Annotated in this window: 18 protein-coding genes; 12 read left to right on the plus strand and 6 right to left on the minus strand. The window is 63.7% G+C overall.

Annotation, left to right across the window (positions count from 1 at the left end):
- Nucleotides 1-171: 171 nt before the first annotated feature.
- Entirely contained in the window at nt 172-1836 is a 1665-nt protein-coding gene (dacB, locus tag BLQ92_RS14190) for a D-alanyl-D-alanine carboxypeptidase/D-alanyl-D-alanine endopeptidase (protein WP_090685122.1), read from the minus strand.
- Between the two features lie 324 nt (nt 1837-2160).
- On the opposite strand from dacB, the gene BLQ92_RS14195 reads away from it, so the two are divergent.
- The 6 genes from BLQ92_RS14195 to BLQ92_RS14220 all read left to right on the plus strand — a co-directional run bounded on the left by BLQ92_RS14195 (nt 2161) and on the right by BLQ92_RS14220 (nt 7878).
- On the plus strand, nt 2161-2823 hold the full coding sequence (locus BLQ92_RS14195; protein WP_090685123.1) for a response regulator: 663 nt from the start codon (nt 2161-2163) through the stop codon (nt 2821-2823).
- Between the two features lie 4 nt (nt 2824-2827).
- Entirely contained in the window at nt 2828-4129 is a 1302-nt protein-coding gene (locus BLQ92_RS14200) for an ATP-binding protein (RefSeq protein WP_090685124.1), read from the plus strand.
- Between the two features lie 105 nt (nt 4130-4234).
- Nucleotides 4235-5755 carry a DegQ family serine endoprotease gene (locus BLQ92_RS14205; RefSeq protein WP_090685125.1) on the plus strand — a complete coding sequence of 507 codons (1521 nt, stop codon included), beginning with the start codon at nt 4235-4237 and terminating at the stop codon, nt 5753-5755.
- Nucleotides 5756-6004: 249 nt separating this feature from the next.
- Entirely contained in the window at nt 6005-6499 is a 495-nt protein-coding gene (locus BLQ92_RS14210) for a hypothetical protein (RefSeq protein ID WP_090685126.1), read from the plus strand.
- Between the two features lie 153 nt (nt 6500-6652).
- Nucleotides 6653-7093 carry a DUF427 domain-containing protein gene (locus BLQ92_RS14215; protein ID WP_090685127.1) on the plus strand — a complete coding sequence of 147 codons (441 nt, stop codon included), beginning with the start codon at nt 6653-6655 and terminating at the stop codon, nt 7091-7093.
- A 35-nt stretch (nt 7094-7128) separates the two neighbouring features.
- Complete coding sequence (locus tag BLQ92_RS14220) at nt 7129-7878, plus strand: SRPBCC family protein (protein WP_090685128.1); 750 nt, start codon at nt 7129-7131, stop codon at nt 7876-7878.
- A gap of 33 nt (nt 7879-7911) precedes the next feature.
- Here the strand turns inward: BLQ92_RS14220 and BLQ92_RS14225 are convergent, their stop codons facing one another.
- Nucleotides 7912-8886 (minus strand): helix-turn-helix domain-containing protein, encoded by a 975-nt coding sequence (locus BLQ92_RS14225; RefSeq protein ID WP_244896641.1) that lies wholly within the window; start codon nt 8884-8886, stop codon nt 7912-7914.
- A 188-nt stretch (nt 8887-9074) separates the two neighbouring features.
- Here BLQ92_RS14225 and BLQ92_RS14230 point away from each other — a divergent pair, with 188 nt between their 5' ends.
- Nucleotides 9075-9707 (plus strand): cysteine hydrolase family protein, encoded by a 633-nt coding sequence (locus BLQ92_RS14230; RefSeq protein WP_090685130.1) that lies wholly within the window; start codon nt 9075-9077, stop codon nt 9705-9707.
- A gap of 1 nt (nt 9708) precedes the next feature.
- Here the strand turns inward: BLQ92_RS14230 and BLQ92_RS14235 are convergent, their stop codons facing one another.
- On the minus strand, nt 9709-10407 hold the full coding sequence (locus BLQ92_RS14235; RefSeq protein WP_090685131.1) for a TetR family transcriptional regulator: 699 nt from the start codon (nt 10405-10407) through the stop codon (nt 9709-9711).
- 428 nt (nt 10408-10835) lie between these two features.
- Between BLQ92_RS14235 and BLQ92_RS14240 the strand changes: the two genes are divergently transcribed.
- From BLQ92_RS14240 to BLQ92_RS14250, 3 genes are read left to right on the plus strand one after another with little or no spacing between them, the layout of a single operon-like run.
- Nucleotides 10836-12065, plus strand: a complete 1230-nt coding sequence (locus BLQ92_RS14240) for an efflux RND transporter periplasmic adaptor subunit (RefSeq protein WP_090685132.1) — start codon at nt 10836-10838, stop codon at nt 12063-12065.
- Nucleotides 12066-12080: 15 nt separating this feature from the next.
- Nucleotides 12081-15278, plus strand: a complete 3198-nt coding sequence (locus BLQ92_RS14245; RefSeq protein ID WP_090685133.1) for an efflux RND transporter permease subunit — start codon at nt 12081-12083, stop codon at nt 15276-15278.
- A gap of 1 nt (nt 15279) precedes the next feature.
- Complete coding sequence (locus BLQ92_RS14250; protein WP_090685134.1) at nt 15280-16797, plus strand: efflux transporter outer membrane subunit; 1518 nt, start codon at nt 15280-15282, stop codon at nt 16795-16797.
- A gap of 289 nt (nt 16798-17086) precedes the next feature.
- Here the strand turns inward: BLQ92_RS14250 and BLQ92_RS14255 are convergent, their stop codons facing one another.
- From BLQ92_RS14255 to BLQ92_RS14265, 3 genes are all read right to left on the minus strand, one after another.
- Nucleotides 17087-17683 (minus strand): mobile mystery protein B, encoded by a 597-nt coding sequence (locus tag BLQ92_RS14255; protein ID WP_090685135.1) that lies wholly within the window; start codon nt 17681-17683, stop codon nt 17087-17089.
- On the minus strand, nt 17674-18135 hold the full coding sequence (locus tag BLQ92_RS14260) for a mobile mystery protein A (RefSeq protein ID WP_090685136.1): 462 nt from the start codon (nt 18133-18135) through the stop codon (nt 17674-17676). The genes BLQ92_RS14255 and BLQ92_RS14260 overlap by 10 nt, the downstream gene beginning before the upstream one ends.
- Before the next feature lie 400 nt (nt 18136-18535).
- Nucleotides 18536-19951 carry a nucleobase:cation symporter-2 family protein gene (locus BLQ92_RS14265; RefSeq protein WP_175772056.1) on the minus strand — a complete coding sequence of 472 codons (1416 nt, stop codon included), beginning with the start codon at nt 19949-19951 and terminating at the stop codon, nt 18536-18538.
- Nucleotides 19952-20418: 467 nt separating this feature from the next.
- Here BLQ92_RS14265 and BLQ92_RS14270 point away from each other — a divergent pair, with 467 nt between their 5' ends.
- Together BLQ92_RS14270 and fghA are read left to right on the plus strand one after the other, a co-directional pair.
- A complete protein-coding gene (locus BLQ92_RS14270) occupies nt 20419-21525 on the plus strand; it encodes an S-(hydroxymethyl)glutathione dehydrogenase/class III alcohol dehydrogenase (protein WP_090685138.1) in 1107 nt (368 codons plus the stop codon).
- Between the two features lie 34 nt (nt 21526-21559).
- Nucleotides 21560-22420, plus strand: a complete 861-nt coding sequence (fghA, locus tag BLQ92_RS14275; protein ID WP_090685139.1) for an S-formylglutathione hydrolase — start codon at nt 21560-21562, stop codon at nt 22418-22420.
- Nucleotides 22421-22426 lie beyond the last annotated feature (6 nt).

Below are 22426 nucleotides of genomic sequence, written 5' to 3' on the forward strand. Positions count from 1 at the left end.
ACCGCTGCGAATGCCGCAGCGGGCGTTGTCTTTATCGTTTGATTGCGCAACGCCGTCATCGGGGGCGCGCGGCTCGCGCGCGCCACGCTCAGTTTGACATGCGCTTCAAACACTGCCCGCAAGCGTACACGCTCTGCGGCTCGTCGCGCATGGCTTCGCTAGAAGGAATCCTCAATGCTGGCTGCGCTTGTGCGGGTTTTTCCTGGGCTTGGCGCGCGGTTCCTCGGCGACTTCCTGCATCGGTTGCGACGGTCCCTGGTAGACCCATTCGAGCAGCGCATCGTGCGCGGCACGCGCCGCCTCCGAGTGTGGATCGTTGATGATGCTGACGACGATGTAACTGGTGCCGTCGGCGGAGGCCACGTAGCCGGCGATTGCCCGCACGTCGCGCAGCGTGCCGGTCTTGATGTGCGCATTGCCGCCGACCGGCTGCGTGGTCAACCGGTTGCGCATGGTGCCGTCGACACCCGCTACGGGCAGCGAATCGACGAACACCTGGGCGACCGGGCTCGCGTTGGCTGCCTGCAACAGATCGGCGAGCGAGAGCGCCGTGATGTGCTCGTCGCGCGACAGGCCCGAACCGTTGTCGAGCGACAGGTACTCCATGTTCAGGCCGCTCTTCTGCAGGAACGCTTCGATCGCGGCGGCGGATTTCTCCGGCGTCGCCGGCGGCTTGCTCGTGACCGCGCCGATCGTCAGGAACAGATTGCGCGCCATCGTGTTGTTGCTGAACTTGTTGATGTCGCGAACGATATCGGACAGCACCGGCCCCTGGTGGGTGGCGATCAGGCGCGCTTCGACCGGCACCGGACCTTCGCGCGTGGCGCCCGTGAAGGTGCCGCCGTTCTGCTCCCACAGCGCGAGGAACCCGCCCGCGAAGAACGCCGAGTGATCGAGCACGGCGACGTTGAGCGTGCGCGGCCCGCAGCGCTCGGGGTAGTCGCCGCTAAACGATGCGCTCACCATGCCGTTCTGCTGCGGCGTCACCGCCGGCGTGGGCAGTTCGCCGCGGCATGGGCCGCCGGTGGCGTGCAACTGGTTGTCGATCTGTAGTTGCGCGAGCGCGGGCACCACGTCCACGGCGACGCTGCCGTCAGGCGACGGCGTGAGCGTGAACGACAGCGACTTGAAAGCGTACAGCAGCGGATCGGGGCCGACGTTGTAGGGAGCGGTGGCATCGTCGTCGAACGGCGGCAGGTCGCGCGTGGACGGATCGAAATAGCGCTTGTCGAGCACCAGTGCGCCGTCGATGCCATTGATGCCGGCCTTGCGGATCTTCTGCACGAGGTCGATCAGTTCTTCCGGCACCAGCTTCGGGTCGCCGGTGCCCTGGATGTACAGATTGCCATGCAGGATGCCGTTGGCGTCGAGATTGCCGTCGGCGTAGGCACTGGTGCGCCAGCGATAGTCGGGGCCGAGGATCGACAGCCCCGAGTAGGTGGTAACGAGCTTCATCGTCGAGGCCGGCATCATCGGCTTGCCGGCGTTGAGCGCGACGATCGGCGTGCGATCGCCGACTTTCTCCACCACCACGCTGATGTTGGACAACGGCACGTGGGCGCGCGCCAGTCCCGTCATCACCGAAGCCGGCAGTACCGTGCTGACGTTGACCGAAGGGTGCTTGGCCTTGACGCGGGCTTGTGCCGGCGCGGTGCAGGAGAGGGCGGCGCAGGCCAGCAGCAAAGCCGCGGCGCCCGTCGTGCCACGGCGCCGTGCCGGGTCGGATAGTGTGGAGCATGTCGACGGTGCAGCGGCGGCACGCGGGACAAGCGGAGCGGACGAAGCGGCGCACGGCGCGAGGCGGCGGACCAGAGAAGACAGGAAGACGTGCGTCATGAACGGGCGAAAGAACCAAAGAGTCACGGCTGAAGCACGGCGCGCGGCGCGCTGCGCTGATGTAGGGCATGCAAGAGGTGTAACGGCCGCGCTGAGCAAATCTTCACCGCCATGCGCGAGGCCGACGCGCCTTGTGCGAGTCGCCATGTGGCCCCTTGAACCGGGATCAGATGGCGCGCTGCGCAAAAGCGCTCATTGTAGAGACATGCTGCGGCGCTGCGGTGAAATTGCCTCGCACCTGCAGCAATCGGCGGGCGCTCAGACGCACGCGCCCGGGCCGGGCGCTAGAATGCGGCATCATGAATGTTTCGGAATCGTAGAGTCATGCGCATATTGCTAGTCGAAGACGACCGGATGATTGCCGAGGGCGTGCGCAAGGCACTCCGTGGCGAAGGCTTTGCGGTCGACTGGGTAGAGGACGGCGAAGCGGCGCTCAGCGCGGCCGGTGGCGAACCTTACGATCTGGTGCTGCTCGACCTGGGCCTGCCCAAGCGCGACGGCCTCGACGTGCTGCGTACGCTGCGCGCGCGCGGCCATACGCTGCCGGTGCTGATCGTCACGGCGCGCGATGCGGTCGCGGATCGCGTCAAGGGACTCGACGCGGGCGCCGACGACTACCTCGTCAAACCTTTCGATCTCGACGAACTCGGCGCCCGCATGCGCGCGCTGATCCGCCGCCAGTCGGGTCGCAGCGACTCGACCATCCGCCACGGCACGCTCACGCTCGACCCGGCCTCGCATCAGGTTACGCTGGCCGGCGCGCCGGTCGCATTGTCCGCACGCGAATTCGCGCTGCTCGAGGCGCTGATCGCACGGCCGGGCGCGGTGCTCTCGAAGAGCCAGCTCGAAGAAAAAATGTACGGCTGGGGCGAGGAGATCGGCAGCAACACCGTCGAGGTGTATATCCACGCGCTGCGCAAGAAGCTCGGCGCCGACCTGATCCGCAACGTGCGAGGCCTCGGCTACATGATCGCCAAGGACGCCTGAGCCGATGCGTTCCATTCGCCGTCAATTGCTGTTCTGGCTGCTTGCCATCGTGTTGCTGGGTGTCGGCATCGCCGGCTGGCTGATTTACCGCCAGGCGCTCGCCGAAGCCAACGAACTGTTCGATTACCAGTTGCAGGAGATCGCCGAGGCGCTGCCGTCCGAGCCCTTCTCGCAGGTGCTCGGCTCGCGCGACACCGGCGAAGAGGGCATCGTGCTGCAGATCTGGAATCGCAACGGCGCGTTGATGTACTACTCGCGGCCGCGCGCGCCGCTCGCGCCGCGCGCCGAGCTCGGCTTTTCGACTGAGCGCACCGACCGTGGCGACTGGCGCGTGTACGGCGCGATCGTCGGCGACAACGTCGTGCAACTCGCGCAGCCGGTTTCGGTGCGCAACCGGCTCGCCGCCAACGTCGCGTTACGCACCTTGTGGCCGTTGATCGTGTTGTTGCCGCTGCTCGGGCTGGCAGTCTGGGTGGTGGTGGGGCGTGGGCTCAAGCCGTTGCGCCGGGTGACCGGTGCGCTCGAAACCCGCCATCCGGAAGCGCTCGACCCGCTGCCCGACAGCAGGCTGCCGCTCGAAGTGCAGCCTCTCGTACGTGCGCTGAACGGCCTGCTGCAGCGGCTTGCCAGCGCGCTCGACACGCAGAAGGCGTTCGTTGCCGACGCCGCACACGAACTGCGCACGCCGCTTGCCGCTGTGCAGATCCAGACGCAACTGGTCGCCCGCGCGACCGACGATACGACGCGCCGCGAAGCGCTGGCCGATCTGCAGGCCGGCGTCACGCGCGCCACGCGCCTTGCCGAGCAATTGCTGGCGCTGGCGCGCTCCGAACCGGACGGCCACACGCAGACCAAGGCGATCGATCTGCACGCGCTGCTTGAGGACTGTGTGATGAATTACGCGCCGCTCGCACAGCAGCGCGGAGTCGATCTCGGCGTGGAGGCGAGCGAGGCCGCTACCGTGATCGGCGACGCCGATGCGTTGCGCGTGATGTTCAACAATCTGGTGGACAACGCAACCAAATACACGCCGCGCGGCGGCCGGGTAGACGTGAGCCTGCTGGTCGAAGCAGGGCATCCGGTGGTGCGCATCGCCGACAGTGGGCCGGGCATTCCACCGGACGAGCGCGAGCGGGTGTTCGACCGCTTCTACCGCGTTGGGGCGAGCGCCGACCGCGCTCGCACGGACGTTTCGGGCAGTGGGCTGGGACTCGCCATCGTGCGGCGCATCGCGCTTCAGCACGGTGCGAGCGTGACGCTGGGCGAGGCGTCGGCGGGTGGTCTCGAAGTCAGCGTGCGGTTTTGAGAAGCAGGCCTTTTTGCCGAAGTTCCCCTGCTTAAGACTCTTTTAAGAGACAGGCCGTACGCTTCATCCCATCCCTAAAGCCTTCCTCCCTGTCAGGAGTACACGATGAATGCGAAAACCCTGTCCCGCAGCGCCGTTGCCGTCGCGGTTGCCGTCGCGTTGTCCGCCGGCTATGTGGCGGGCCATCGCGATGTGCCGGCGCCCCAGGTGATCACACCGGCGCAAGCCGCGATGATGCCTGCCGAGGCCGCCGCCAAAACCGGCATCCCCGATTTCTCCGGCCTCGTTGAAACCTACGGCCCGGCTGTGGTCAACATCAGCGCCAAACATGTGGTCAAGCAGACCGCGCTGCGCGGCGGTGGCGGCGACAACGGCGGCAACGCCCAGCAACTGCCGATCGATCCGAGCGATCCGTTCTATCAGTTCTACCGTCACTTCTTCGGCAATATGCCGGGCATGCAGGGTGGCGGAGGCGACGGCGGCGATCAATCCGACCAGCCGAGCGCGAGCCTGGGTTCCGGCTTCATCGTCAGCAGCGACGGCTACATCCTGACCAACGCGCACGTCGTCGACGGCGCCAACGTCGTCACCGTCAAGCTCACCGACAAGCGCGAATTCCGCGCCAAGGTGGTCGGCGCGGACAAGCAGTCGGACGTCGCAGTGCTGAAGATCGACGCGTCCAACCTGCCGACCGTGAAGATCGGCGATCCGAACCAGAGCAAGGTCGGCCAGTGGGTGGTGGCAATCGGCTCGCCCTACGGCTTCGACAACACCGTGACCTCGGGCATCATCAGCGCGAAGTCGCGCTCGCTGCCTAACGAGAACTACACGCCGTTCATCCAGACCGATGTGCCGGTCAATCCCGGCAACTCGGGCGGCCCGCTGTTCAATCTGCAGGGTGAGGTGATCGGCATCAACTCGATGATCTATTCGCAAACCGGCGGCTTCCAGGGCCTGTCGTTCGCGATTCCGATCAACGAAGCCATCAAGGTCAAGGACGACCTGGTCAAGACCGGCCACGTGAGCCGCGGACGCCTCGGCGTCGCAGTGCAGGGCATGAACCAGACGCTCGCCAATTCGTTTGGCTTGACGACGCCTAACGGTGCGCTGGTGAGCTCGGTGGATCCGGGCGGTCCGGCTGCCAAAGCTGGCTTGCAGCCTGGCGACGTGATCACCGCGGTGAACGGCTCGCCGGTGGCGGATTCGACCGATCTGCCTTCGCAGGTAGCGAGCCTCGCGCCGGGCAGCACGGCGACCGTGACCGTGTGGCGCGACAAGGCGAGCAAGGACATCAAGGTGACCATCGGTTCGATGTCGGATGCCAAGGTCGCCTCGAACGACAATGCGCCGGCCCAGGTTCAGGGGCGTCTGGGCGTCGCCGTCCGGCCGCTCGCGCCGGACGAAAAGAGCAACGCCTCCGTCTCGCACGGCTTGCTCGTGCAGCAGTCGGGTGGCGCGGCCGAGAACGCCGGCATTCAACCGGGTGACGTGATTCTGGCGGTCAACGGCCGCCCCGTGTCGAGCGTCGACCAGTTGAAGCAGATGATCGCGCAGGCGGGTAACAGCATCGCCCTGCTGATCCAGCGCGATAACGCACAGATCTTCGTGCCGGTCGATCTAGGCTGACGTAAAACTTGCCGGTCCGTTTGCATAAACTGCCGACGGACTGGCGTCTTGCATTCGTATCGCGCCCGTTTTTGAGCTGTCTGCCGGCCTTCGCGGTGGCCTCGCGCGTCAGATAGTGACGCGCGAGGCAGGATGGGCGGCCCGCGGGCCTTCAGGTACCGCCTCAAAGAGGGTCGGAGGCAACCAGCGGGCACGACAGTTGCAGGTGTTGGCGGGCATACCACCACGACTCTAATAAGGAGCGATGCAATGAAAATCCAAGGTAATCAGCGCCGGCTCGTTGCGGCTGCGCTTGCCGCCGCGTTGACGCTAGGCCTCGCCGGCGGCGCCTGGGCGCAGCAGCCGGGCGTGACGGGCGGCAGCACCAACGAAGACAGCAGCGCGGGCAACACCAACGGCGGCGGCATGCCGCAAATCCAGCATCAGGGCGACGTGGCCTTTGTCTCGGGCGGCGTCGGCAGCGACGAGTCGCACGCACTGCAAAGCGCGCAAAATCAATGGCCGCTGGCGTTGCGCTTTACCGGCCCCGGCTCGGATTTCCTCGCCGACGTGCACGTGCAGATCGTCGACGCCCATGGCGCCGACGTGCTGCAGGCCACCTCGCGCGGGCCGTACATGCTGGTGAAACTGCGTCCGGGCCGCTACACGGTGCACGCGCGCTACAAGAGCGACGAGCAGCAAAAAGCGGTGACGGTGTCGGCCGCGGGCAGCGCAAAGTCGGCGTTCTACTGGAATACGCAGTAATCAGCTGAATTTGCCGGCTGCGCGAAGGTCGCGCGCTCGGCTGAAGATTGGCCGATAATGAAGCCACGGGTCTCCCGTGGCTTTTTTTATGCTGGAGTTGTGACCCGGGCTGCCGCCTGAACCGGCTGCTTTTATCGCACACGGAGCCGTGAGATGAGCGATCCTGCAACGCCCGACGAAAGTCCCGCTGCAACTCCCGCCGCAGGCGCAGCCTCCCATGGCGGCGCTGGGTCCGGTGCGGCGCGCGGCGGCCATCGCATCAGCATTGCCGTCAACCGTCATCGTGTCAGGGTGATTCACCAGGGCGTCACGGTGGCCGACTCGCAGGCTGCGCTCACGCTCACGCAGACCGGACTTCCCGATGTGTTTTATTTTCCGCGCGGCGATGTCAATATGGCGCGGCTCGAACGCTCCAACGATACGTCGCATTGCCCGTTCAAGGGCGAGGCGTCGTATTTCCATTTGCGCACCGAAGACGGCCTGATCGAGAACGCCGTCTGGTGCTATGAAAACCCGCTCGACGGGGTCCAGCAGATCAAGGGGTATCTGGCGTTTTATGCATCGCGTGTGGATCGCATCGATCAGACATCCTGATCTCGCGAGCTCGTGCGTTCATCGGGGAGGCAGTCATGGAACTAAACGACGCGTTACGGATTGCACTTGCACCGTCCGATGTCTGGGACGCGCTGCAGGACATCGCGTTGTTGCGCGCGAGTCTCGACAATTGCGAATCGTTTAGCCGCCTCGCACGCGGCGAGTACGCGTTGACGCTGACGGTGCCGCTCGGACCGTTGCGCGCCCGCTACGAGGTGCGCGCCCATGTTGCCAGCAAGAACGCAGAACAGGGGGACGCGACGCATCGCGCGCTCAATTTCAAGGCGCGCGCCGAAGGCATAGGGTCGCTGCGCGGCCAGATCGACGTGACGCTGCGCCCGGACGAGGGGAACCCGGGCGCGGGGCCGAGCACGCGGATCGATTATTCGGTGTGGGCGACCTTGACGGGGCCGCTCGCCGAACTGCCGACGCGCCAACTGGAGAATGCGCTGCACGAACTGGCCGACGATTTCTTCACCGAGTTCTGCGCCGTCGTGCAGGCCAAGCACGGCCAGGGGCCGAACCAGGCGCGCGGCGCGCACAGCCGCCGGCAGCATGTGTTTCTGCGGCCTATCAATCTAGGCGGGATGGCACGGCGGGTGCGTTCCCACGATCACGCCGCGGCGCTCACGGGGCGCGCGACCAGCCCGCTGTTCGGGGCGCGCTCTCATAGCGTGTCGCAGCGGGAGCCGACGCCGCATGCCATGCCGAATTGGGCGTGGGCCGCGATGATTTTCGTGGTCGCGCTGGTGCTGTATGCGGCGCATTGGCTTACCCAGAGCTGATAGCCGCTAGCTGAGAGCAGGTCCCTCACCGCGTCACACGCCGCGAAACTCCCGTCGCCACGCCGACGGCGAGGTGCGAAACGCCTCCTGAAAATGTTGCCGCAGCGATGCCGTCGAGCCGAAGCCGGCGCTTGCCGCAATCGCTTCGACGGACTGATCGCTGCTTTCCAGCAATTGCTGCGCGCGGGCGAGGCGCTGCGCGAGCAGCCATGCGCCTACCGTGGCGCCCGTTGCCAGCCTGAAGCGGCGCGTGAATGTGCGGCGGCTCATCAACGCACGCTCAGCCAGCGAGTCGAGCGTGTGCGGCATGTCAAGATTCCCGGCAACCCATTCGAGTAACCCCGAGAGCCGGTCGCCGCGCAGATTCGGCGGCACCGGCTGCTCGATGTATTGGGCCTGACCGCCCTGACGATGCGGCGACACGACCAGCCGGCGCGCAACATAGTTGGCGGCCTGCGCGCCGCACAGGCCGCGCAGCACGTGCAGGCAGCAGTCCAATCCCGCTGCCGTGCCGGCCGAGGTGAGCACGTCGCCGTCGTCGATGTAGAGCACGTCGGGATCGAGGCGCACGCGTGGAAAGCGGCGCGCGAAGTCGCCGGCCCACGCCCAATGCGTGGTCGCGGTGCGGCCGTCGAGGATTCCCGCGGCTGCCAGCACGAAGGCGCCAAGGCACAGGCCGACCAGTTGCGCGCCGCGCGCGTGCGCCCGGCGCAGCGCTTCGAGGAGTTCTGCAGGCGGGGCTTCGTCCGGATCGCGCCAGCTCGGCACGATGATGGTGTGCGCATCATCGAGCGCTTTCAGACCGTGCGTCGCGGCAATCGAGAAGCCGGCCGTGGTCGAGAGCGTGCCCGCTTCGAGGGCGCAGACGCGGAAGTCGAACACTGGCACGCCACCGGCGTCGCGGTTCTCGCCGAACACCACGCACGGCACCGAGAGGTGAAATGGGCTGATGCCGTCGAACGCGATGGCCGCGACGACGTGCGGGGTGTTTCGATCTCGAACGCTCACCGCAGGTCTCCCGTGGAAAATTCACGATGGCCCGATTCTAGCGAAGCTTGTCATCCGGGTCACTGTCGCCGCGCTGGGCAAAAGCGAACAATGCCTTCATTGCCGCTGCGCCGCAGAGCCTCACGCCGGAATCCCGCTGGAAGCATCGACGCACGGCAAACTCACCCATCCAATGAAGGAGCCTTGCCATGTCAACGCCGCGCCGCGCCCTGCTGGTTATCGACGTCCAGAACGAATACGTCACCGGCGACCTGCCGATCGAATACCCGGAGGTGCAGAGCTCGCTCGCCAACATCGGCCTCGCGATCGACGCCGCCCGCGCAGGCGGCGTGCCGGTGGTCGTCGTGCAGCACCTTTCGCCGGCTGGTTCGCCGATCTTCGCTCGCGGCACGCCGGGCGCCGAATTGCATCCGGTGGTGGCCTCGCGCGAGCACGATCACTACGTCAGCAAGGCGCAGGCGAGCTCGTTTGCCGGCACCGACCTGGCCGAGTGGCTCGCCGCGCAGCAAATCGATACGCTGACGGTGGCCGGCTATATGACCCACAACTGCGACGCATCGACGATCAATCACGCGGTGCACGCGGGGTTCGCGGTCGAGTTCCTGGAAGATGCGACCGGCTCGCTGCCGTATGAGAATGCGGCGGGGTCTGCCAGCGCCGAGGAGATTCACCGCGTGTTCAGCGTGGTGCTGCACTCGAGCTTTGCCGCGGTGGCCAGCACCGAGGCGTGGATCGCGGCGGTGCAAAAGGGCGTGGCGCTGGAACGCGGCAGTATCTATGCGTCCAATCAGAAGGCTCGCGCGCGGCTGGCTAGCGTCTGAGTCATGATGATTGCCGGGAGCCGCCGCTCCCGGCGCTGTCCGCGGGAGCCCCGGGAGTTCCGGTATTGCCGATGCGTAAGGCGGGACTGAGCCGCAGCGCGTCGAAGATGCCTTCCACAATCTTGCCCGCGTGCACGCTGAAATCGATGGAGTCGGGCAGGAATAGCATGTCGCGCAGCGCACCGCCGACGAAGGCGTGCAGCATGGTGGCCGCCAGCTTCGTGTCGAGATCGGCGGGCATCTGGCCTTTGGAGATCGCGTTGCGCAAGCCGGTTTCGATCTTGCCGAGGGCTTCGCGCATGTTGCTCTGGTAGCGGACCATCACCGGCCCCATCTCTTCGACGAACTCACACTTGAGGAAGAGAATGTCGAACACGCGGCGCCGGCGCGGATCGAGTGCGGTGTCGCGCAGGCACAGCGTGCAGATTTCGATCAGCCGCCCGAGCGGGTCGGCTTCTTCCGGGTTGATCGAGGCCGCTTTCAGTTCGTCGAGCGGCAACAGCACGCGGTCGAACATCTCGGTGAAGAGGTCGCCCTTGTTGGCGAAATGCCAGTAGATCGCACCGCGTGTGACCCCTGCTGCCTGGGCGATATCGGCCAGCGATGTGCGCGACACACCTTTCTCAAAAAAGACCTTTTCTGCGGCATCGAGGATGCTCGCGCGCGTCTCCAGCGCCTCTTCCTTGGTCCTTCTGACCATATTCGTCTGACCTGCCTGATTACGGGTTAGCCGGGTACTTTTAAACGTAAACCGTCACAAACCCTCTGATTGTTGCGTGTTTCGCGAACAATTATTGCCGAACTCGGCCCGTAAGAATAGTAAAACGCACTTATACATGCATTCGCGAATGTATATATAATAGCACCCCATCGATCGGATAGCCCAAGCCGTGACGACCGGTTAATATCCGTCACTGTTGTCTTTCAAAACGCTTTGCGCCGTATTAAAAAAGCGGCGCCGTGCGGCATTTCCCGGGTTGGCGCATTGCCGTCGGGATGTCCAACCCGTTCGCTTTTCTGGGTGCTGGGCTACCGGTCACGCGTCGCGAGACGCATGTGTGCGCTGTCGTCCCCGGGGTAGGGATGCGCGCACTTTTTCATTCTCTCAGCCTTGACAGAGGTCGCTCCATGCGCGTCGAACGGGTTCCATTTCGCTTAATCAGTGCCGCGACGGCTGCCGTATTGCTGGCAGCGTGCGGACCAAAACAATCGGCCCCGCCACAACAAACCCCTGAAGTCGGCATCGTCACTGTCCAGCCGACCTCCGTGCCTGTCGTCACCGAACTGCCGGGCCGCACTAACGCTTTCCTCGTGGCGCAAGTGCGCGCACGGGTAGACGGCATCGTGCTGCGCCGCGAGTTCACGGAAGGCAGCCAGGTGAAAGCCGGCCAGCGTCTGTACAAGATCGATCCGGCGCCCTACATCGCCCAGTTGAATAGCGCCAAGGCGACGCTCGCCAAGGCTCAGGCCAACCTCGCGTCGGTCACGGCGCAGGCTAACCGCTACAAGGTGCTGGTCGCCGCCAACGCAGTCAGCAAGCAGGACTACGACAACGCGGTGGCCTCGGAAGGCCAGGCCGTGGCGGATGTCGCCGCGGGCAAGGCAGCCGTGGATACCGCGCAGATCAACCTCGGCTATACGGATGTCGTCTCGCCGGTGAGTGGCCAGGTCGGTATCTCGCAGGTTACGCCGGGCGCCTATGTGCAGGCCAGCGCGGCCACGCTGATGTCGACGGTGCAGCAACTGGATCCGATGTACGTCGACCTGACGCAATCGAGCCTCGACGGCCTCAAGCTGCGCCGCGAAGTTCAGGAAGGCCGTCTGAAGACGAGCGGCCCGGATGCGGCCAAGGTCTCGCTGATCCTCGAAGACGGCCGCACCTATTCGGAAAAGGGCAAGCTGCAGTTCAGCGACGTCACGGTCGATCAAAGCACGGGTTCGGTCACTGTGCGCGCGCTGTTCCAGAACAAGGACGGCGTGCTGCTGCCGGGCATGTTCGTGCGTGCGCGTATCGAAGAAGGCGTGAACGACAAGGCCATCGTCGTGCCGCAGATCGGCATTACGCATGACCAGAAGGGCACGCCGGTCGCGCTCGTGGTCGGTCCGGACAACAAGGTCGCGACGCGCCAGCTCGTCACCTCGAGTACGTACGGTTCGAACTGGGTGGTCGATAGCGGCCTGAACCCGGGTGACCGCGTGATCGTGCAGGGCACCGACAAGGTACGTCCGGGCATGGAGGTCAAGGCTGTCGAGGCCCAACTGCCTGCTACCCCCGCCTCCGATGCCGCCGCTCAAGGCGCACCGGCCGCCAGCGGTGCTCAGACGGCACAAGCCTCTGCTGCATCGGGCGCGCAATAACAGGGAGCCTGTTTCATGGCAAAGTTCTTTATTGATCGCCCGATTTTTGCATGGGTGATCGCCATCATCCTGATGCTCGCGGGTATCGCGTCGATCTTTACGCTGCCGATCGCGCAATACCCGACCATCGCCCCGCCAGCGGTGCAGATCAGCGCATCGTACCCGGGTGCATCGGCGAAGACGGTGGAAAACACCGTCACGCAGGTGATCGAGCAACAGATGAGTGGTCTCGACCACTTGCTGTACATCTCGTCCACTTCGGACGATTCGGGTACGGCCACCATTACGCTGACGTTCGCAGCCGGCACCAACCCTGACATTGCGCAGGTGCAGGTGCAGAACAAGCTGCAGCTCGCCACGCCGCTCCTGCCGCAAGCCGTGCAGCAGCTCGGTACGAAGGTCACCAAATCGAGCAGCAGCTTCTTGCTCGTGCTGGCCTTCAACTCCGAAGACGGCAGCATGAACAAGTACGACCTGGCGAACTACGTCGCCTCGAACATCGAAGACCCGGTGAGCCGGATCGACGGTGTGGGTACGGTCACGCTGTTCGGCTCGCAGTACGCCATGCGGATCTGGCTCGACGCGAACAAGCTCACCAACTTCGGCCTCACGCCGGTTGATGTGCAAACCGCGCTGCAAGCCCAGAACGTGCAGGTGGCGGGCGGTGGGCTCGGCGGTACGCCGGCGGTGCCGGGTCAGGCGCTGCAGGCCACCATCAGCGAAGCGACCTTGCTGCAGACGCCGGCGCAGTTCGGCAACATCCTGCTGAAGGTGAACCAGGACGGCTCGCGCGTGCTGTTGAAGGACGTGGCGCGCATCGAGCTCGGCGGCGAAAACTACAACTTCGACACCAAGTACAACGGTGTGCCGACGGCAGGCTTCGGGATTCAGCTCGCCACCGGCGCGAACGCACTGGCTACGGCCAAGGCGGTGCGCCAGAAGATCGACCAGTTGTCGAAGTACTTCCCGCACGGTCTCGTCGTGAAGTATCCGTATGACACGACGCCGTTCGTGCGCCTGTCGATCGAGGAAGTGGTCAAGACGCTGCTCGAAGGTATCGTGCTGGTGTTCCTGGTCATGTACCTGTTCCTGCAGAACCTGCGCGCGACGTTGATTCCGACGATCGCGGTGCCGGTGGTGCTGTTGGGTACGTTCGCGATCATGAGCGCCGTGGGCTTCTCGATCAACGTGCTGTCGATGTTCGGCCTGGTGCTCGCGATTGGTCTGCTGGTGGACGATGCGATCGTGGTGGTGGAGAACGTCGAGCGGGTGATGGCCGAAGAAGGGCTATCGCCACGCGACGCGACCCGCAAAGCGATGGACCAGATCACCGGCGCGCTGGTTGGCGTGGCGCTCGTGCTGTCAGCGGTGTTCGTGCCGGTGGCGTTCTCGGGCGGCTCGGTGGGCGCGATTTACCGGCAGTTCTCGCTGACCATCGTGTCGGCGATGGTGCTGTCCGTGATGGTCGCACTGGTTTTGACGCCGGCACTGTGCGCGACGATTCTCAAGCCGATTCCGAAGGGCCACCACGAAGTGAAGAAGGGCTTCTTCGGCTGGTTCAACCGGACCTTCGAGAAGAGCCGCGACAAGTACCACAGCGGCGTGCACCACGTGATCAAGCGCTCGGGCCGCTGGCTCATCATCTACCTGGTGGTGATCGTGGCGGTGGGCATGCTGTTCATCCGCTTGCCGAAGTCGTTCCTGCCGGATGAAGACCAGGGCACGATGTTCGTGCTGGTGCAGACGCCGTCGGGCTCGACCCAGGAAACCACGGCGCATGCGCTGAAGGACATTTCCGACTACCTGCTCGACAAAGAGAAGGGCATCGTCGAATCGGTCTTCACGGTGAACGGCTTCAGCTTCGCCGGCCGCGGCCAGAATGCGGGTCTCGTGTTCGTGCGGATGAAGGACTACTCGGTGCGGCAGCACTCGGACCAGAAGGTCCAGGCGCTGGTGGGCCGGCTGTTCATGCACTTCGCGGGCTACAAGAATGCGCTCGTCTATCCGGTCAATCCGCCGTCGATTCCTGAACTGGGTACCGCAGCCGGCTTCGACTTCGAACTCGAAGACCGTGCCGGGGTCGGCCACGAGAAGCTGATGGAAGCGCGCAACATGCTGCTCGGCATGGCTGCGAAAGATCCGATGCTGGCGCAGGTGCGTCCGAACGGCCTGAACGACACGCCGCAGTTCAACGTGTCGATCGACCACGAGAAGGCTTCGGCGCTGGGTGTATCGCTTGCGACGATCGATCAGACGTTCTCGATCGCCTGGGCATCGGCCTACGTGAACAACTTCCTCGATACCGACAGCCGGATCAAGAAGGTGTACCTGCAGGGCGATGCACCGTTCCGTATGAACCCGGAGGACCTGAACGCCTGGTACGTGCGCAACGGAGCAGGCACGATGGTGCCGTTCTCGGCCTTCGCCAGCGGTTCGTGGGCTTATGGCTCGCCGAAGCTGGAACGCTACAACGGTATTTCGGCAGTCGAAATCCAGGGTGCGGCAGCGCCGGGCAAGAGTACGGGCCAGGCCATGCAGGCGGTCGAAGCGATTGCAGCCAAGCTGCCGGCAGGTATCGGCTACGAATGGACGGGTCTGTCGTTCCAGGAAATCCAGTCCGGCTCGCAAGCGCCTATCCTGTACGGCATCTCGATCCTCGTCGTGTTCCTGTGTCTCGCGGCACTGTATGAAAGCTGGTCGATCCCGTTCTCGGTGATCATGGTGGTGCCGCTCGGCGTGTTGGGCGCACTGCTGGCCGCTACGCTGCGCGGTCTCGAGAACGACGTGTTCTTCCAGGTGGGTCTGTTGACCACGGTGGGGCTGTCGGCGAAGAACGCGATTCTGATCGTGGAATTCGCCCGCGAACTGCAGCAGGGTGAAGGCATGGGACCGGTCGAGGCGGCGCTGGAAGCGGCACGTCTGCGGTTGCGGCCGATTCTGATGACCTCGCTCGCGTTCATTCTCGGCGTGATGCCGCTGGCTATCAGTAACGGCGCAGGCTCGGCGAGCCAGCACGCGATCGGTACCGGCGTGATCGGCGGGATGATCACCGCAACCTTCCTCGCGATTTTCATGATCCCGATGTTCTTCGTCGTGGTTCGTGCGAAGTTCGGCGGCGAGAAGGAAGATCCGGATGCGGCGCTCGAACACTATAACCAGCACCATCCTCATGACCCGCAGGGCGGCAACGGCTCGGGCAAGGAAGGACATTGAGATGCAAAAACACTCTTTGATTGCAGTGGCGGTCGCAGTGCTCGCTACGGCTTGCACGATGGAGCCGAGGTACGAGCGGCCGGCCGCGCCGGTATCGGGCGCCTTCCCGACGGAAGGTGTCTACGCGACGCAGCCGGGCGCGGCCAACGGCGGCGCGCGTAGCGCGAACGCCCAGGCCGCGGCCGACATCGGCTGGCGCAATTTCTTCGTCGATCCGCGCCTGCAGCGGTTGATCGAGATTGCGCTGAAGAACAACCGCGACCTGCGTGTGTCGGTGCTGAATATCCAGCAGGCGCAGGCGCAGTATCGGGTGGCGCGCTCGAGCCTGTTCCCGACGATCAATGCGGCGGGTTCGGAAAGCAAGACGCGTACGCCGGCCGACCTGTCCCTGCCTGGGCAAGAGCTGTCTACCCAGTATTCGGTTGGGCTCAACGCTTCGTGGGAGCTGGACTTCTTCGGCCGGATTCGTAGTCTGAAGGACCAGGCCTTGAACCAGTATCTGGCCACGGCGCAGGCCCGTAAGGCGGCGGAGATCTCGCTGGTGTCACAGGTGGCGGATCAGTATCTGACCGTGCTGTCGTACGACGATCTGTTGAAGGTCACCGAGGGCACGTTGAAAACGGCCGAGGAATCGTATCGGATCAACAAGCTGCAATACGAGAATGGCACGGGTTCGGAACTCGACCTGCGCCAGGCGCAGACGGTGGTCGAACAGGCCAACGCGAATTACCAGGCGGAGGCGCGCTTGCGTGCCCAGGCGGTTAACGCGCTGGTGCTGCTGGTGGGCGAGCCCTTGCCTGACGACCTGCCGCCGGGGCTGCCGCTCAGCGACCAGAACCTCCTCACGGATATTCCGGCCGGTCTGCCCTCCGATTTGCTGACGCGGCGTCCGGACATCATGGAAGCCGAGGAGAACCTGCTCGCGGCCAACGCGAACATCGGGGCGGCGCGTGCTGCGTTCTTCCCGAAGATCTCGCTGACCGGCAACTTCGGCACGCTGAGCCCGACGCTGGGCGGATTGTTCAAGCCGGGTTCGGCGGCATGGGGTTTCTCGCCGACGATCACCTTGCCGATCTTCACCGGTGGCGAGAACAAGGCCAACCTCGATCTCGCACACGTGCAGAAGAACATCCAGATCGCTACGTATGAAAAGGCGATCCAGACGGCGTTCCGCGAAGTGGCAGACGGACTCGCGGCACGCGGCACGTACGACGAACAGATCGCGGCACTCGAGCGCGATACCTTCGCGGAACAACGCCGGCTCGATCTGTCGGACCTGCGTTACCGCAACGGTGTGGACAGCTACCTGTCGGTGCTGACGGCGCAGACCAGTCTGTATTCGGCGCAGCAGGCGTTGATTTCGGCACGGGTGGCGCGGCTCACGAACCTGGTCGATCTGTACCAGGCGCTCGGCGGCGGCTGGATCGAACGGAACGGCGAGCAGCCGCGTCCGGCCGATGCGCCGGTGGACTACAGCGCGGCCAGTGCGTCGGCAGCTTCAGCACCTGCAGCAAACTGATCGGAGCGAGAGCGGCGGCGGGTTTTCTGCTTAATCCGCCGGCGTTCATCTGATGTTCATGTAGCAATAGAAAACGCCACGGCATGCCGCTAACCGTACCGCAGAGGTGTTGGTAAACGGGCAGGCCTGGTGATCACTGCGAGCCTCTTCGGAGGCTCGCTTTTTTACGGGCGTCGAAAGCCTATACGAGCCAAGGCCCAAGCGGTGTCGAGCGCTGCTGCGCTCGCAACAGCGCAAAACTCTTCGGCCTGGCACAAATGGCTTGACGTCCTTCTTGTCCGTGCGACGGCTAAGCAGTACTTCGCACGAAGACCAGGAGCAAACTGTAGTCACCCCGATCCGCCGCACGCAAGGCGGTTAAGTAATCCGACCGGGCGTTATCCGCTTTAACCAATGTCCCGCCGCCGCCCCACGAAAATGGCTCTTGTTTCATGCCGCGCAAGAGTGCATCAGCCATCATTCGTGAGTGTCGACCATTGCCGTTTGGAAAGGGATGAATCCACACCAGCTCGCGGTGAAATTGTGCGGCAATCTCATCGGGCCGGAATGTGTCGCTGTCGACCCGCCACCGCGTGTTATCGAAAAGATTTCTCAGTTTGACGCTGACCTGCGTCCAGTCACATCCGATGTTCTTGTCGGATTTGCGAAACGTGCCTGCCCACGACCAGGTCTGGTCGAACATTTTCTTGTGCAGGTTGCGACAGAACTCTTCACTGAGGACGTCGACCTTGCGCTGACGGCGAGCCCACTGCACGGCTTGCAGGATGTTCTCCTGCTCCCAGTCATTCAGGTTGCCCTTGGTGGTCAGATGCGTCGGTATCAGCCCTGCAAGCTCGTCAGGGTCGAGCGGTGTCTGGCCGTCCTGCTCGTCTAAATCTATCGCCATAGGTCGGACCAGCGGCCCCGGAGTAGTTCCGCCGTTCTCTGCTCAACCTGTTTGCGAAGTCGGTCAGTTGCCGGACGTTGGTCTTCCAGACTCATGGTGTGCGCAACGCCACTCACTTCCTGTAGGGCGATTGAGCGCGCCCGGTCTTCGACCACTTGAGTCAGCGGCTTTCTGGGCACCAGAGCATAGACCAGCTCGCAGTTCAGCCCGTCAGCCAACTTGCGCAGTTGTCCGAGCGTGATTCGCTCCTCAGCTTCCGCCAACTCCGACTTGTGCAGGGTCGAACCGGTAATGCCTAATTTGTCTGCTTGCTGTCGCTCGGTGAGGCCTAACGACTCTCGGATGGCCTTTAGCCATCCACGTGGCGGGGGCCGACGGCTGGTCAAATCCGAGTACGCCGCGACCGACGCCTGGACCTGCTCAAGCCGGAGCTGCCTCATTCTGGAATCCATTCTGCTTCCCTATAGGCTATCAAAAACACAACAAATGATAGCCTATAGGGAAGCGTACATCAAATTTATGATTCACTATGAGGAAGCAAGCGGATATGTTTAGCGTCGTCATAGTGACGCAGAATCGAATCGTCTGATTCATTATACGGCATCAATTTTCGCGTAATTGCTTCATTTTGAGGAAGCAACTGCCTCCGGCAAGAAAAAGACCCGCAATCCCCTTTGGGACGCGGGTCTCAGCGGTAATTAGCTTCAAACCAAGACCTTTGTGGCACGGGTAGCGGCATGCCGTGGCGTTTCTCTTTGAGGTATTGCTTTGCTGTGACTTACGGTGTAGCGGGCGTCGACTGAGTTCAGGTGAAACAGGAGCTTGCTACGCCCTTACCAGCGACGGCCCTGCTCAATGCAAATCCGCAGCACGCAGCATCTCATCGCGCGGTGCCGGGTCCTCATTGCCACCCCGCCCGTCGAAGTCATGCCCAGCGCGGCGGATTTCGCACTTCGCTGCGCGCTCGCCCTTGACGCCGTTAAAGACCAGATTCAGCACCACGGCGGACACCGAAGCCAGCAAAATCCCGCTATGCAAGAGCGGCGAGAGCGCCGGCGGCAGCTTGGCGAAGAACTGCGGCGACACCACCGGCACCAGACCGAGGCCGATACTGACCGCGACGATGAACAGGTTGTGGTGGTTCTTCACGAAGTCGACCTTCGACAGCACCTTGATGCCGTTCGCGGCCACCATGCCGAACATCACGATACCGGCACCGCCGAGCACGAACGCCGGCACCGATGCGACCACCTGGGCCATCTTCGGAAACAGGCCGAGCAGCACCAGAATCACGCCACCCGTCGCGCAGACGAACCGGCTCTTCACGCCCGTGACGCCGATCAGCCCGACGTTCTGCGAAAACGACGTATGCGGGAACGAGTTGAAGATGCCGCCGATCAGCGTGCCCAGACCGTCGACGCGCAGGCCGCGCACGAGCGTCTTCTGATCCACCGGACGATCCACCATGTCGCCGACCGCGAGGAACATGCCGGTCGATTCGATGAAGGTGACGAACATCACGGTGACCATCGTGGCGATGGCGAGCGGATCGAAATGCGGCAGGCCGAAGTGGAACGGCATCACGATGCCGACCCACGGCGCGGCAGTCACACCAGCCATGTTGACGCGGCCGAGCAGCAAGGCGATCGCGAAGCCGGCGACGATGCCGAGCAACACCGAGATGTTCGCCATGAAGCCCTTGCCGAACTTGTTGATCAGCAGGATCAGCGTGAGCACGACGAGCGACAGTCCCAGATAGACCGGATTGCCGTAGTCGGGATTGCCGACACCGCCGGCCGCCCAGTTGATGCCGACTTCCATCAGCGAGAGCCCGATCACGGAGATCACCACGCCGATCACGACCGGTGGGAAAAACCGCAGCAGCTTGCCGACCGCTGGCGCAAGCAGGATGCCGATCACCCCCGCCGCGATCGTGGAGCCGAAGATGTCGAGAATGCCGAGACTCGGGTTGGTGCCGATCGCCACCATCGGACCGACGGCAGCAAACGTACAGCCCATGATGACGGGCAGGCGGATGCCGAAGATCCACAGGCCGAGCGTCTGGATCAGCGTGGCGATGCCGCACGAGAACAGGTCCGCGCTGATCAGAAATGCAATCTGATCTTTGGGCAGCTTGAGCGCGCTGCCGATGATGAGCGGCACAGCGACTGCGCCGGCGTACATGACGAGGACGTGCTGAATGCCGAGCGTGAGCAACTGGCCTGCGGGCAGTCGCTCGTCGCACGGGTGAACCGTGTTCGATTGCATTTTGTCTCTCTCCACCATCTCGTTTTGGGATGACTCCAAGGTATGCGGAGAGAAATAGCGCAACAAGACCACTGGGGCCTATTCCGGGCTTCGCGACGATCATATGCGCGAGAGCGCTTTGAAAGCCGATCGAAATGCGCGGGCCGCGCAAACCGGCTGTGAGCCCCATGCTGCGGTGCGACGCTGCGGCATCGCCGGTGGGCGCCGCGAAACCGATATGTGTGAGAATCGATGAGGTGTATTCGATATCACGCATAGTGCCGTTTTGACGCCGCTTCCAGGACGGCGGGGTTAACCCGCGATTGCGATGTCGCCCAACGGCAATGCAGTGACGAGTGTTCGCATACAAGCGGAGCCGATTTCGGCGATCATAGGCGCCGGTTGCGGCGTAAGGCTGTCTAAGGCAGGCGCGTGGTCGCGTGCCCCGCATCACCAGATTGATTCACCGAACTACAGGAGCATTCACCATGAAGACGAAAGCCGCCATCGCGTGGAAAGCGGGCGCACCGCTGACGATCGAGGAGGTCGATCTGGAAGGCCCACGCGCCGGCGAAGTGCTGATCGAAGTGAAGGCCACGGGTATCTGCCATACCGACTACTACACCTTGTCGGGCGCAGACCCGGAAGGCCTCTTCCCGGCGATTCTCGGCCATGAAGGCGCCGGTGTGATCGTCGACGTGGGTCCGGGCGTCGGCACCCTGAAGAAGGGCGATCACGTGATTCCGCTCTACACGCCTGAATGCCGTCAGTGCAAGTTCTGCCTCTCGCGCAAGACCAATCTGTGCCAGGCGATTCGCTCGACGCAGGGCAAGGGTCTGATGCCCGATGCGACCTCGCGCTTCTCGCTCGACGGCAAGCCGCTGTTCCACTACATGGGCACGTCCACCTTCTCGAACTACATCGTCGTACCGGAGATTGCGGTGGCGAAGGTGCGTGAAGACGCGCCGTTCGACAAGATCTGCTACATCGGCTGCGGTGTGACGACGGGCGTGGGCGCCGTGGTGTATTCGGCCAAGGTCGAGGCGGGCGCGAACGTCGTCGTATTCGGTCTGGGCGGCATCGGTCTGAACGTGATCCAGGGCGCCAGGATGGTGGGTGCGGACAAGATCATCGGCGTCGATATCAACCCGGGCCGCATCGAGCTGGCAAAGAAGTTCGGCATGACGCACTTCATCAACCCCAATGAAGTAGAGAACGTCGTCGACCATATCGTGCAGCTCACCGATGGCGGCGCGGACTACTCGTTCGAATGCATCGGCAATACCAAGGTGATGCGTCAGGCTCTGGAGTGCACGCACAAGGGCTGGGGCCAGTCGTTCATCATCGGCGTGGCGGCGGCAGGCGAAGAAATCAGCACGCGTCCGTTCCAGTTGGTGACGGGCCGTGAGTGGAAGGGCTCGGCATTCGGCGGCGCACGCGGCCGTACCGATGTGCCGAAGATTGTCGACTGGTACATGGAAGGCAAGATCAACATCGACGATCTGATCACCCACCGTCTGCCGCTCGAACGCATCAACGAAGGCTTCGACCTGATGAAGAAGGGCGAGTCGATCCGCTCGGTCGTGCTGTACTGATGCCGGCTTCACGTTGCAATCAAGGGAGCGCGCGATGCTCGAACTTCTAGCCGCGCACGCCTGCCATGGCGGCGTGCAACGCATCTACAAGCACGAGTCGAAGGTGACCGGCTTGCCGATGCGTTTTTCGGTGTATTTGCCGCCGCAAGCCCTGCAGCCGGAGCAAGGCACGCATAAGGTGCCGGCGCTGTTCTATCTGGCCGGACTCACCTGTACCGAGGAAACCTTCCCGATCAAGGCGGGCGCGCAGCGCTTTGCCGCGCGGCATGGTCTCGCGCTGATCGCGCCGGACACGAGTCCGCGCGGTACGGGCATCCCCGGCGAAAACGCGGCGTGGGACTTCGGTGTGGGCGCGGGGTTCTATGTGGATGCGACCGAGGAGCCGTGGTCGAAGCACTTCCGGATGTACTCGTACGTGCGCGACGAGCTGCGCGAGACGGTGCTGGCGAATCTGCCGGTGGATGGCGAGCGTCTGGGCATCTTCGGCCATTCGATGGGCGGTCACGGCGCGTTGATGCTGGCGCTGCGCAATCCGCAGATTTACCGCTCGGTGTCGGCGTTTGCGCCGCTCGCCGCGCCCTCACGGTGTCCGTGGGGAGAAAAGGCGTTTAGCGGATATCTGGGCCAGGACCGCGCGGCGTGGCAGGCGTATGACTCGAGCGAACTGGTGGCGAGCGCGTCACACAAGTTCGCCGAGGGGATTCTGATCGATCAGGGTTTGTCGGATCAGTTTCTTGCCGAGCAGTTGTACCCGGAGGTGTTCGAAGCGGCTTGTCATGCGGCAGGGCAGCCGTTGACCTTGCGCCGTCATGAGGGCTACGACCACGGGTACTTCTTCATCTCGACGTTCATCGAGGATCACATCGCGCATCACGCCAAAGTCTTGCTGGCTTGATGCGCT

It is taken from the genome of Paraburkholderia phenazinium (assembly GCF_900100735.1).
Lineage (GTDB): Bacteria > Pseudomonadota > Gammaproteobacteria > Burkholderiales > Burkholderiaceae > Paraburkholderia > Paraburkholderia phenazinia.